This window comes from Actinomyces sp. HMT 175, assembly GCF_016694895.1.
GTDB classification, from domain to species: domain Bacteria; phylum Actinomycetota; class Actinomycetes; order Actinomycetales; family Actinomycetaceae; genus Actinomyces; species Actinomyces oris.
Genome location: NZ_CP068012.1, coordinates 1663740 through 1675665 on the forward strand (window position 1 = coordinate 1663740; position 11926 = coordinate 1675665).

Sequence of the window (11926 nt, forward strand, 5' to 3'; positions counted from 1 at the left end):
ACGATGCGATCCTCATCGCCCGGGGCCTACGTCCAGTGCCGTCTGCACTCGGTCAGCTCCAGGGGTAGGGTCCCTCCGGTCGCCTTCTCGTGGTGCGGGGACGGCTGGCCCGCCTGGAGCCCTTGGCGGCTGACGATCCACTATCCCGACGAGACCGTGCGCGAGAGCTCCGGGCCGAGCCTGCTGAACGTGGCGGCGGTGACTCCTGGCTGTGCGGCTGAGCCGTTGACACGGTGCTCGACGGCGCTGAAGCGGTGGGGCCGTGGGCAGCGGCGTCGGTGAAGACGATGCGCTCGGCCACTGCGCGCGCGTGGCGGGCGCTACGGCGGTAGAGGTCCTCGAGCTCTCGCTCCCTGCCCGCACTGAGGCCGATGAGGCGCCCCACCAGGCGGATCTCCCGGCTCTGGATGGGGAGGACCTGGGAGCGCGGCCCCGAGGCGCGCCCGGTTCCGAGGACGATCGCCGAGCGCAGGCGGCTGGCCAGGATCCAGGCCGCGACCAGTTCTCCCCCGCCGTCCGCGCTCAGTACCCCGGCCTGGACCGCGGCCTGGAGCGCGCCGACGGTCGAGGTGGTCCGCAGCTGGGGTATCCGACCGGCGTGGGCGAGCTGAAGCACCTGGGCGCTCCACTCCACGTCACTGAGCCCACCGGGGCCGAGCTTGAGGTGGCGGGCCGGGTCAATGCCCCGTGGCAGGCGCTCGGCCTCCACCCGCGCCTTGATCCTGCGGATCTCCCGCAGGTCCTGGGGCGCCAGGCCCTCCTGCGCCCAGCGCAGCGGGTTGATGAGCTCCTCGAAACGCCGACCCAGGTCTCGGTCTCCGGCGCAGGGACGGGCGCGCAGCAGTGCCTGACGCTCCCACAGGGCGGACCAGCGGCCGTAGTACTCGCGGTAGGCGTCCAGCGAGCGGCTCATGACGCCGTTGCGTCCCTCGGGCCTCAAATCGCAGTCCACCTCAAGGGGGTGCGGGAGCGCCGCGGCCAGCAGTCCCATGACCTGTTTGGCGACGGCCTCGGCCTCCTGGGCGGCATCCTCCTCACCCGCCCCGTCGCGGGCCTGGTGGACGAAGAGGACGTCCGCGTCCGAGGCGTACCCGATCTCGCGGCCTCCCAGGCGTCCCATGGCGATGATGGCGTGGCGGGCGCGGGCGGCCTGCCAGCACCCGCTGGCGTCGGGCCCGGCGGAGACGGCCTCCAACCCGTCGCGCTGGGCGATGACCAGCCCGGTGGCCACGGTCAGCGCCCCGTCCAGGACCGCGTCGGTGGCGTCGGAGAGGATGGAGGCGGTGCGTGCAGGGTCGATGCCGTCCAGGCAGTCCGCCAGTGAGGCACGTACCTCCTCGCGGGCGCGCACTCTCAGGATCGCCTGAACCGCCTCGAGCGCCTGCTCTGCAAGGGCAGCGTCATCGGGGCCGGTCAGGCTGCGGCGGCGCAGGACGGCGGTGACCTCCTCCGCCAGGGCGCCGGATCGGCGGGGGGCGAGCTCGTCGTCGTCGTCGAGCCAGGCGATAGACTCGGGGAACTCCGCGAGGCGCTCGGTGGCCCAGTGGGCGCTGGAGAGGACCTGGCACAGTCTGCGCGCCGCCACCGGGGAGTCTCGCAGCATGGCCAGGTACCAGTGCGAGCCCCCGATGGCCTCGGACAGCCGCCGGAAGGAGAGCAGACCGAAATCGGGGTCGGCTCCCCCACCGATCCAGCCGATGATGACCGGCAGCAGCTGGCGCTGGATCGCGGCGCGGCGGCTGACCCCCTCGGTGAGGGCCTGGATGTGGCGCAGGGCCCCGTCGGGATCCGCGTAGCCGACTGCGGCCAGACGCTCGCGCGCCGCCTGAGGACTCAGAGCCATCTCATCGGCGCTGAGGGCGGCCGCGAAGGCCAGCAGGGGACGGTAGTAGATCTCCTGGTGGAGGGCCCGTACCCGCCGGCGCAGGTCCTTGAAGTCCTCCCACAGGCTGTCTCCGCGGCCCAGGCAGTCACTGATGCCCCGCTCGACACGGCGCAGGTCCTCCTCCTTCTCAGGAAGGTTGTGGGTGCGGCGCAGCCGGAAGAGCTGGCTGCGATGCTCCAGCAGCCGCAGGGCCTTGTAGCAGCCGCTCAAGGCCGCTGCGTCGGTGCGGCTGACGTATCCGCCTGCGCTGAGAGCGTCGAGAGCCTCCAGGGTGGCACGCACGCGCAGGCTCTCGTCGGAGCGGCCGTGGACGAGCTGGAGGAGCTGGACAGTGAACTCGACGTCCCGCAGTCCCCCGGGGCCCAGCTTGATACGCCGGTCGACTCCTCCGCGCGGCACGGACTCCTTCTCAACCCGGCGCCGCATGGCACGGGCGTCCTCAACGAAGTTCTCCCGTCGGCTGGCCTCCCACACGTAGGGCGCCACGCCCTGCTCGTAGCGGGCCCCGAGCTCGACGTCGCCGGCGCAGGCCCTGGCCTTGAGCAGGGCCTGGAACTCCCAGGAGGCGGCCCATCTGCGGTAGTAGGCCAGGTGGGAGTCAAGCGTGCGCACGAGCGCACCGTCCTTGCCCTCGGGACGCAGCGCCGTGTCCAGTGGCCACAGGGGAGGTTCGGGCGCGGTGGCGGAGACGACGTGGGCGAGCTCGGTGGCCACATGCGTGCCGACCTCCACGAGGCGCTCCTCGCTGATCGGCTCCTGAGCACCGCAGGCCTCGTGGGTGGGGCCGACGACGTAGACGACGTCGACGTCCGAGATGTAGTTGAGCTCTCGGGCCCCGGTCTTTCCCATGGCGATCACGGCGAGGGCCACGTCGTCGGCCTGCGGTCCGACGGCGGCGCGGGCGACAAGCAGGGCCGCGTCCAGGGCGGCGTCGGCAAGCTCGGTCATGCGGCGGCACACGGTGGGGACGTGCTCGATCGGGTCGGCGCTGGTGAGGTCATCGGCGACGATCGCCGTGAGCCGGTCCCGGTAGGCGCGTCGCAGCGCCGCGGTCGCCCGGCTGACGGCAGCGTTTCCCGGGTGTGGGGGCCTTTCGTCGCTGTTCGAGGGGTCCGCATTCACGGGGGCGGCCTGCCCCAGCGCGTCGCGGACCGTCCGTTGCAGCGCCTCACCGGCGCCGGGCTCCTGCGGGGCGTCCCACGCCCTGTCAGGCGCGAGCGCGGTGAGGCGCTCAGGATGGGCCACGAGGAAGTCGCCCAGGGCCTGCGAGGCGCCCAGGACCGCGAGCAGGCGGCGCCTGTGCTCACGCGGCCCTGCGGCAGGATCGCTCATGACGCTGCACAGAAGTGCTGCTGGCGTCGTCGTACCCCCAGTCTCGACACCGCCCACCGATGCCCGGTGAGCTGATTCGGCCGCGGTGGCGGCCTCGGCGAGCCGGACGAGGCTGAGCAGAGCCATGTCGGGATCGGCGGTGAGTGCCAGGGAGTCAATGAGCTCCTCACGCTCAGGCCCCAGCCGTATCTCAGCGGGTCGGCCACCCAGCCGCGTGGAGCGGTCCGCCAAGGCGCGCCCACCGTGGTCGCCTGCCTCGCCGACGTCGTCGGCCTGAGTGCCGTCCGGCAGGAAGGGCAGCAGCGCCGGGTCGCCCAGGAGCTTTCCAGCGCGGGCCGCGTCGTGGAATCCGGCCCGCAGCAGCAGGGTCCTGGGCGAGGAGCTGTGCCGGGAGGGGGACCCGATCGGCGCTCGCTTCTCGCTGCGGTCTCTCACAGCTGTCTCCTGCTCCGCTCAGGCGCGCGGGAAGAACTGGCTGATCTCGAAGTCGGTGACCTGTGCGTCGTAGGCCCGGTACTCGCGGCGCTTGTTGCGCAGGAAGAACTCGAAGGTGTCCTCGCCGAAGGTGTCCGCCACCAGGTCGGAGCGCTCCATGGCGGCGACCGCGCTCTTGAGCGAGGTGGGCAGGGCGTGAATGCCCAGCGCCTTTCGCTCCATCTCCGACAGGGCCCAGACATCGTCCTCGGCCTCGGGGGGGAGCTCGTAGCCCTCCTCGATACCCTTGAGGCCGGCGGCAAGAATGACCGCGTAGGCCAGGTAGGGGTTGGCCGAGGAGTCGATGCCGCGGAACTCCACCCGCGCGGACTGGGCCTTGCCGGGCTTGTGCATGGGGACGCGCACCAGGGCGGAGCGGTTGTTGTGGCCCCAGCACACGTAGCTGGGGGCCTCGTCCCCTCCCCACAGGCGCTTGTAGGAGTTGACGTGCTGGTTGGTGACGGCCGTGATCTCCGAGGCGTGGTGCAGCAGTCCGGCGATGAAGGAGCGACCGGTGGCGGAGAGCTGGTACTGGCCGGCGGGGTCGAAGAAGGCGTTGCGGTCACCCTCGAACAGGGAGAAGTGCGTGTGCATGCCCGAGCCGAACTCGTTGGGGAAGGGCTTGGGCATGAAGGTCGCCAGGCAGCCCTCCTTGAGGGCCACCTCTTCCACGACGGCGCGGAAGGTCATGATGTTGTCCGCCATCGACAGGGCGTCGGCGAAGCGCAGGTCGATCTCGTTCTGGCCCGGGCCACCCTCGTGGTGGGAGAACTGCACCGAGATCCCCATCTGCTCGAGCATGAGGATGGCCTGGCGGCGGAAGTCGTGAGCGGTGCCCCCGGGCACATGGTCGAAGTAACCGGCGTCGTCAGTGGGGCGGATGCGCCCGTCGGCGTCGCGGTTGACCAGGTAGAACTCGATCTCAGGGTGGATGTAGCAGGTGAAGCCGGCCTCGGCGACCCGGGCGAGCTGACGCTCGAGCACGGAACGCGGGTCGGTGCGGGCAGGCTCGCCGTCGGGCGTGAGGACATCGCAGAACATGCGGGCCACGCCGTTGTCCCCGTCCCGCCACGGCAGCATCTGGAACGTGGAGGGGTCGGGGGCCAGGAGCATGTCGGACTCGAAGACGCGTGTGAGTCCCTCGATCGCCGATCCATCAAAGCCGATGCCCTCCTCGAAGGCGCTCTCGACCTCGGCCGGTGCGATGGCCACGGACTTGAGCTGTCCGGAGACGTCAGTGAACCACAGGCGGATGAAGCTGATGTCACGTTCCTCGATGGCTCGGAGCACGTACTCCTGCTGCTTGTCCATGGTCCTCCTCAGCGTGGGGTGCGGCAGCGGGCCGACGGCGTGGCCGGCGTTCTTGCGCCTGAGACGTTCTGCTTGGACCAGCCTAGTGCGCGGGTGCGTCAGGCAGGTTTCGGACAACGCCCTCGGCGAAGGACGTCAGAGGAAGGCCAGTGGCCCGTCCGACGCGCAGGCGCACTGCAACACCTCAGGTAGCCTCATGCCATGGCTACACCCGAGTCCCCTTACGGTACGTCCGCTCCCGTTGTCGGAGGCGGCAAGCCCGTGCGCGTCCATCACCTGGCATCCGCCAAGAAGGACGGCACCAAGCTGGTCATGCTCACCGCCTACGACGCCGTGACCGCCCGGATCCTGGATGCGGCGGGAACCGATCTGCTGCTGGTGGGCGACTCCATCGGCAACGTCATGCTGGGGCACGACTCCACACTCCCGGTGGAGCTCGACGAGATGGTGGTGGCCACCCGCTCAGTGGCCCGGGCGACCAAGCGCGCCCTGGTTGTGGCCGACCTTCCCTTCGGCACGTACGAGGCCGGTCCGGAGCAGGCACTGGCCAGCGCGGTGCGTCTCATGAAGGCCGGGGCCAACGCCGTCAAGCTCGAGGGCGGCACCCCCCGGGCAGCCAGCGTGAGGGCACTGGCCCAGGCGGGCATCCCGGTGGTGGGGCACCTGGGGTTCACCCCGCAGAGCGTCAACATGCTCGGCGGCTTCCGGGTTCAGGGCCGTGGCGAGGCCGCTGACGTACTGATGGCCGACGCGCAGGCACTGGCCGAGGCGGGGGCGGTCGCCCTGGTCCTGGAGATGGTGCCCGAGCCCCTGGCCGCGCGCGTGACCGAGTCGCTCACGATCCCCACGATCGGTATTGGCGCGGGCGCGCGCTGCGACGGGCAGGTCCTGGTGTGGACGGACATGGCCGGGATGACGGACTGGTCTCCGCGCTTCGCCCACCAGTTCGGGCAGGTCGGCGAGGCCCTGCGGCAGGCGGCCGCCGACTATGGGGCCGCGGTGCGTGAGGAGTCCTTCCCCGCGGAGAAGCACTGGTTCAGCTCCTGACGGCCCCTGACAGTGATAAGACCCACAGCGTCATGGTGGAGGCCCTGAACCACCGGCTGGAGGGAAGGTCCCGCGAACCGGATACCTCCTTCTATGCTTACGACCATGACTTCTTCGGCTTCCCCTGCGTCCTCGGCCCCACTGGCCGACCGCGCGCCGCGTGGCACGCTGACTCCCGGGACGCTCAGTCCTGAGCGTCATGTGCCTGCGTCCATCGCACGCCCCGAATACATGTTCCACGACGGCCCCGAGCGCGTCACGGCCCCGGAGATCAAGGACGCCGAGACGATCGAGCGGATCAGGGTCGCGGGGCAGCTGGCCGCCCGAGCCCTGGCCGAGGCCGCCAAGGCGATCGCCCCGGGGGTGAGCACCGATGAGCTCGACCGGATCGCCCACGAGTACCTGTGCGACCACGGCGCCTACCCTTCGTGCCTGGGCTACATGGGCTTCCCCAAGTCGATCTGCACATCGATCAATGAGGTCATCTGCCACGGTATCCCGGACTCGACCCGCTTGAACGAGGGAGACCTCATCAATCTTGACGTCACCGCCTACATCGGCGGGGTCCACGGCGACACGAACGCCACCTACGCCGTCGGTGAGGTCGACCGCGAGACGGAGCTGCTCATCGAACGCACCCGCACCGCGATGGAGCGGGGTATCAAGGCCGTCAAGCCGGGTCGCGAGGTCAACGTCATCGGCCGCGTCATCGAGGCCTACGCCAAGCGCTTCGACTACGGGGTGGTGCGCGACTACACCGGACACGGCGTCGGCGAGGCGTTCCACTCCGGTCTCATCATCCCCCACTACGACGCCGCCCCTCTGCACGACGACGTCATCGAGACGGGCATGGTGTTCACCATCGAGCCGATGCTCACACTCGGTGGCATCGAGTGGGAGCAGTGGGACGATGGCTGGACGGTGGTCACCAAGGACCGTTCCCGTACTGCCCAGTTCGAGCACACGCTCGTGGTGACCGAGGACGGCGCCGAGGTGCTCACCCTGCCTTGAGGCAGTGGGTATCGCTACCCATCCACATCCAGGACGATCGAGCGCCGTCACGTTGCCTCACGATAAGGTGACGACGTAGGGTCCTTGAGTAGCGGACATCTCTATTCTGCCCAGGAAACCCATGCGGGTTTCTCCCTGTTTATTTCCTCCCGGAGGTTCTCATGGCTTTGCGCTTCAATCCACCGCCGAACTGGCCCGCGCCACCCGAGGGCTTCGAACCGCCTGCAGGCTGGCAGCCCGACCCGGCCTGGGGACCGGCTCCAGAGGGCTGGCAGATCTGGGTCGACGACTCCGCCGCCTCCGCTGCTTCGGCCGCAGGCGCCGCTTCCGAGGCCGACCCGGCGTGGGCTCCAACCCAGGCGGTGTCGACCGCCCCGACGGCGTCGTTGAGCACTGCCTCACCGGTTGCCGACCCGACAGGCATGTCGGCCTCCGCCCCCTCCGGGGACTACGCCGGCGCTCCCGCAACCGGGGGCAGCCCTTACGCGGCCAACATGGACTACGCCCAGTCGCCCACGCCCTACCAGCCCCAGGGGGCCGCCGGAGGCATGCAGCCTCCCGCTGGCGGGTGGCAGCCCAACGCCGCCGCTCCGGCCGGCCCTGGCAACGGCTCCAAGCCGCTGACCCAGCAGTGGTGGTTCTGGACCGGTATTGCTGCAGTCGTCGTGGTCGCCCTGGTCATCGGTAGCATCTTCATGTTCAAGGGCGATTCCAGCGATTCGGACGACAAGGCGGACAGCACGTCAACCTCGGAGCCGAAGAGCCAGAAGAAGGCTGACTCTGACTCTGACTCCAAGAAGAAGGCCAGCGACTCTGACGAGACTGGCAGCTCGGATCAGAAGAAGACCACCAAGACCAGCAAGCCGGGCAGCAACGACCCGGGCTCCAGCGAGAAGAACCCCCTCGACCCGAAGGCCGGGCCGATCACGCTGAATGCCGGTAAGTACGACGACGACCCGAACGCCTCGGTTGACGTCACCATCGGCGATGTCGAGTGGAACGCCAATGAGTCGGTGAAGGCCGCCACGAACCAGTACAGCTACAAGGAGCCTCCTGCCGGCAAGGTGTACCTTCGCGTCCCCGTTGAGATCACCTACCACGGAGAGGGACAGTTCCAGGAGTTCAGGCTCCAGGTGGGGTTCACCCACGAGGGGAACACCTCGGAGGCTGAGCTGTCTATCGGCGGGCAGTCGCTCTTCATTCGCCAGAGCATGCCTCGAGATGGAGGTAAGGCGAAGGGTGATTTCGTCTTCCTCGTTGACGAGTCGGCTGCCAATGAGAAGAAGGGCGCCTTCGCGGTGAGCGCTTTCTCTCAGGTGGACAACAAGAATGAGGTCTACGTGGCGGCGAAGTAAACGCACTACCCGCCTCTGACCACGTGTCGGCTGTGGCCCGCCAGGATCATCCTGGCGGGCCACAGCCGTTTCAACAGGTTCTATGGGGCGGACGAGCCGACCTGTACGCCGGGTTCTGTTGCCGCCCACCGTTGCCGGCCTGGGCGGTGGCGACCATTCATCTTGGACCGCTGTTGCCAGCGGCCTCATGCGACCTACCCGCTGACTCGGGCGAGCAGCCTTCAAGCGCCAGCTGTGCGGTCTTGCTCCGGGCGGGGTTTACCGAGCCGCGACGGTCACCCGCCGCGCTGGTGGGCTCTTACCCCACCCTTTCACCCTTACCCACCGGTACTCGATGGGCGGTCTGCTCTCTGTGGCACTGTCCCGCGGGTCACCCCGGGTGGCCGTTAGCCACCGCCCTGCTCTGTGGAGCCCGGACGTTCCTCAGCCCGCCACCGCCCTGAAGGCGGTGGCCCGTACCGCGGCCGCCCGGTCGGCTCGTCCGCACGGGTCAGTGTAGCGCCGTGGAGCATCAGCACGGAGTCTCGCTCGCCGTCGGCCCCTGACCTGCTGGGAGCCGCCTATCATGTGCGGGTGCTGATCCTGCTGCCTCCCTCTGAGGGAAAGACCGCTCCTGCCAGTGGACCGTCGCTGGAACTTGACTCGCTCCTGGACGCGGACAGGCTCACTGCTGCGCGCCGCGAGGTGATGTCCGCGCTGGCTGAGGTGAGCCGGAGCGATGAGGCGGCCTCCATCCTGGGACTGGGGCCGCGCAGCGCAGAGCAAGTGACAACGAATCTGACGCTGGAGACCTCGCCCTGTGTCCCCGCCCATCAGCTGTTCACCGGGGTCCTGTACGAGGCCGCCCGGCTCGACTCGATCGCCGAGGAGGCGGCCGGCCGGGCTGCTCTGGAGCGCCACTGTGTTGTTCTCTCGGGACTGTGGGGCATCCTGTCCCCCACTGACCTGGTGCCCGACCACCGCCTGTCGATGGGCACGTCCCTGCCTGGACCGGGGCGCCTGCCGGCGTTCTGGAAGCAGCACCTGGCGCCGTCGCTCACTGACATGGCTGAACAGGGACTGGTGGTGGACTGCCGGTCGGCGGACTATGCGGCCGCATGGAAGCCGTCCGCGCGCGACGGCATTGAGGTCGTCAGCATACGCGTGGTGCGCACCGCCGACGACGGTTCGCGCAAGGTGGTCTCCCACATGGCCAAGCACGCTCGCGGACTGCTCACCGGAGAGCTCCTCAGGGCCGTCGCCGCCGAATCCGTGCCTGAGCACGTCCACGTGGAGGACATCGCAACCATCGCCGGGCACCTGGAGAGCATCGACGACGTCGAGATCGGCGAGCCGGACCGGCAGGGTCGTCGGGCTCTCACCCTGGTGACCCGCTGAAGTCGGTCACGGCCGGCTTCAGGCGGACCGCGCCGTCAGATGTCCATCCGTACGACGATGACGTCGTTCTCCTCGGCGTGGATGACTTCCTCGGCCGGGGCGGCCACGATGCGGGCCAGCTCCTGGGGACTGATCTCGACGGCGCCGCCCTCAACGGTGCGTCCTCTCAGGGCGACTGCGCCGAGCCCGCCTGTGGAGGTGCGCACGGCCTCGTAGTCCGCCAAGAGGGGCGCCTCAATGGTTCCGGCCAGGTCTGCCCGCTGGTTCTCCAGGGACTCGATCTCCTCATCGAGTCGGGCGAACTCGGCATCGCGTTTGGCGGTGAGCTCCCGGCCGGCCGCCCGGATCTCGGCCTCCTCCTGGCTGAGGCGCTCCGCCTCCTGCCGGGCGGAGTCGAGGGCCTCCATGGCCACGATCTGCGCCTCCTCCAAGGCTGACTGGCGTTGGCCGAGCTGGTCGATCTCCCCCTGGATAGCGGAGAGGTCGCGGGCCGCACTGCTGCCGGAGTGGAGGCGCTCGCGCAGCACCTCGGCGCGGCGCGCCACCTGCCCGACCTCGTCCTCACTGCGAGTGGCCTGCTTCTTGGCCTCGTCGAGAGCGGCCTCGGCCTGGATGGCTGCGCGCTTGTTGGCTTTGAGGCGCTCGATGACCGCCTCGATGCGGGTGAGGACCGGAAGGTGCTTGCGCTCGTGACGCAGCCGTGCCAGGTGGGAGTCGAGGTCCTGGAGGTCGATGAGAAGGCGCTGCTGGGCGATGGGGGCGCTGGTCACGGCGTGTGCTCCTTCAGGTGCGTACAAGTTGTTGCTGCGAATCCTCTCATGCCCGGTCTGTTCCGGTCGGCAGGCGCAGCGCCCAGGGATCCGTGACAATGCGGGAGACCTGGACGGCCAGGGAGGCTCCACGGGAGTGGGCGTCCTCTGTGAGCCGGCGGCCCAGGGGCTCCAGGCCGACCCACTCGGTGGCCCAGTGGGTTCCGCACAGGAGATAGGGGCGGCCGTCCTCCAGGTGCTCGGAGGCCGGGTGGTGGCGCAGGTCGGCGGTGAGGAACACATCGGCTCCAGCATGCCGGGCCCGTTGCAGGAGAGAGTCGCCCGCTCCACCTGAGACGGCGATGCGTTCGACGACGGCGTCCAGGTCCCCGCCCACGAGGAGGCCGGGGGCGGAGTCGGGCAGGGCTGAGGCGACGCCCTCGGCGAACCGACGCAGGGTGATGGGCTGGGGTAACGTGCCGATCCGTCCGATGCCCTGATCCGGGGAGGCGGGGTCGGGCTCGAGGGGGACGGTGGAGACGAGACCGACGTGCTCGGCCAGGGCGTCAGCCACTCCCCCGTGGGCGGCGTCGAGGCTGGTGTGGGCGTTGAGGAGTGCGATGCCGGCGCGGATGAGGCGGTGGACGGTGCGGCCCTTGGGGTCGGTGGCCGCGACGTGGTCGGTACCGCGCAGGTAGAGGGGGTGATGGGTGATGACCATGTCGACTCCGGCATCAATGGCCTCGTCGACGACGGCTGTCACCGGGTCGACGGCCAGCAGGATGCTGCGCACTGGCTCGGCGGGGTCGCCGCAGATGAGCCCGTTGGAATCCCAGGAGGCGGCCAGGCCGGGAGGTGCAGCGGCCTCCACGAGGGCGACGATGTCACCGACAGTCAGGTGGCCTTCCGACGTGCTGCGTGCTGGCCCGTGTCCGGCCTCAGGGGATGCGGGTGCAGGAGTGTGACTCATGCGACCAGGCTAGCGGCATGGCGAGCAGTTCCTGAGATGTCAGGGGCAACGGAGCGTGGCGCCTGCGCGCGGGCGTACCTGACGGAACACAGTGGGGAAAACGACCGACACGGCCGCTGTCTGGGGTAACCTACTTCCGCGCTACTGCCCCCTCCAGTGCGGCAGCGTCGGCCTCCTCGACGCCGTCGATGTCGTGGCCGCGCCCCCATAGCTCAGCGGTTAGAGCAGCGAGCTTATACCTCGTATCGTGTCTGATAAACACAAGGTCCTGGGTTCGAATCCCAGTGGGGGTACTGTCGCCCTTTTATTCATATATTGGGGCGCGTCTCGCCTCCGTGGTGGAATCGGTAGACACCGCGACCTTAAAAGTCGCTGCCTACGGGCGTGCGGGTTCGAGTCCCGCCGGAGGCACCAG

At 69.4% G+C, this 11926-nt stretch carries 8 protein-coding genes, 2 tRNA genes and 1 other RNA gene; 6 read left to right on the forward strand and 5 right to left on the reverse strand.

Annotated features, from left to right (window positions below; all coding sequences use genetic code 11):
- Nucleotides 1-52: 52 nt before the first annotated feature.
- Both JJJ14_RS07075 and JJJ14_RS07080 read right to left on the reverse strand, forming a co-directional pair.
- Entirely contained in the window at nucleotides 53-3652 is a 3600-nt protein-coding gene (locus JJJ14_RS07075; protein ID WP_201443705.1) for a bifunctional [glutamine synthetase] adenylyltransferase/[glutamine synthetase]-adenylyl-L-tyrosine phosphorylase, read from the reverse strand.
- 18 nt (nucleotides 3653-3670) lie between these two features.
- Complete coding sequence (locus JJJ14_RS07080; protein ID WP_201443706.1) at nucleotides 3671-5002, reverse strand: glutamine synthetase family protein; 1332 nt, start codon at nucleotides 5000-5002, stop codon at nucleotides 3671-3673.
- 201 nt (nucleotides 5003-5203) lie between these two features.
- Between JJJ14_RS07080 and panB the strand changes: the two genes are divergently transcribed.
- The 3 genes from panB (at nucleotide 5204) to JJJ14_RS07095 (ending at nucleotide 8415) form a co-directional block, all read left to right on the forward strand.
- Nucleotides 5204-6049, forward strand: a complete 846-nt coding sequence (gene panB / locus JJJ14_RS07085) for a 3-methyl-2-oxobutanoate hydroxymethyltransferase (RefSeq protein WP_201443707.1) — start codon at nucleotides 5204-5206, stop codon at nucleotides 6047-6049.
- A 105-nt stretch (nucleotides 6050-6154) separates the two neighbouring features.
- On the forward strand, nucleotides 6155-7060 hold the full coding sequence (gene map, locus JJJ14_RS07090) for a type I methionyl aminopeptidase (RefSeq protein ID WP_201443708.1): 906 nt from the start codon (nucleotides 6155-6157) through the stop codon (nucleotides 7058-7060).
- 161 nt (nucleotides 7061-7221) lie between these two features.
- The gene (locus JJJ14_RS07095; RefSeq protein WP_101558082.1) at nucleotides 7222-8415 is read left to right on the forward strand and encodes a hypothetical protein; all 1194 of its coding nucleotides are present in this window, start codon (nucleotides 7222-7224) and stop codon (nucleotides 8413-8415) included.
- An 88-nt stretch (nucleotides 8416-8503) separates the two neighbouring features.
- On the opposite strand, the gene rnpB is transcribed toward JJJ14_RS07095, so the two are convergent.
- Nucleotides 8504-8895, reverse strand: an RNA gene (gene rnpB, locus JJJ14_RS07100) — RNase P RNA component class A.
- Nucleotides 8896-8982: 87 nt separating this feature from the next.
- Here rnpB and JJJ14_RS07105 point away from each other — a divergent pair.
- Nucleotides 8983-9792 (forward strand): YaaA family protein, encoded by an 810-nt coding sequence (locus JJJ14_RS07105; RefSeq protein ID WP_201443709.1) that lies wholly within the window; start codon nucleotides 8983-8985, stop codon nucleotides 9790-9792.
- A gap of 35 nt (nucleotides 9793-9827) precedes the next feature.
- Here the strand turns inward: JJJ14_RS07105 and JJJ14_RS07110 are convergent, their stop codons facing one another.
- On the reverse strand, nucleotides 9828-10562 hold the full coding sequence (locus JJJ14_RS07110; RefSeq protein WP_201443710.1) for a zinc ribbon domain-containing protein: 735 nt from the start codon (nucleotides 10560-10562) through the stop codon (nucleotides 9828-9830).
- Nucleotides 10563-10608: 46 nt separating this feature from the next.
- Nucleotides 10609-11511, reverse strand: a complete 903-nt coding sequence (locus tag JJJ14_RS07115) for a Nif3-like dinuclear metal center hexameric protein (RefSeq protein WP_201443711.1) — start codon at nucleotides 11509-11511, stop codon at nucleotides 10609-10611.
- A 201-nt stretch (nucleotides 11512-11712) separates the two neighbouring features.
- Between JJJ14_RS07115 and JJJ14_RS07120 the strand changes: the two genes are divergently transcribed.
- Both JJJ14_RS07120 and JJJ14_RS07125 read left to right on the forward strand, forming a co-directional pair.
- Nucleotides 11713-11804: transfer RNA gene (locus JJJ14_RS07120), tRNA-Ile, on the forward strand.
- 36 nt (nucleotides 11805-11840) lie between these two features.
- Nucleotides 11841-11925: transfer RNA gene (locus JJJ14_RS07125), tRNA-Leu, on the forward strand.
- The last annotated feature ends 1 nt before the right edge of the window (nucleotide 11926 follow it).

Excerpts from the sequence above, each read along its gene's own strand:
- map (WP_201443708.1), top strand. The coding sequence starts at position 6,155 with ATGACTTCTTCGGCTTCCCCTGCGTCCTCGGCCCCACTGGCCGACCGC.
- JJJ14_RS07080 (WP_201443706.1), bottom strand. The coding sequence starts at position 5,002 with ATGGACAAGCAGCAGGAGTACGTGCTCCGAGCCATCGAGGAACGTGAC.
- JJJ14_RS07115 (WP_201443711.1), bottom strand. The coding sequence starts at position 11,511 with ATGAGTCACACTCCTGCACCCGCATCCCCTGAGGCCGGACACGGGCCA.
- JJJ14_RS07095 (WP_101558082.1), top strand. The coding sequence starts at position 7,222 with ATGGCTTTGCGCTTCAATCCACCGCCGAACTGGCCCGCGCCACCCGAG.
- panB (WP_201443707.1), top strand. The coding sequence starts at position 5,204 with ATGGCTACACCCGAGTCCCCTTACGGTACGTCCGCTCCCGTTGTCGGA.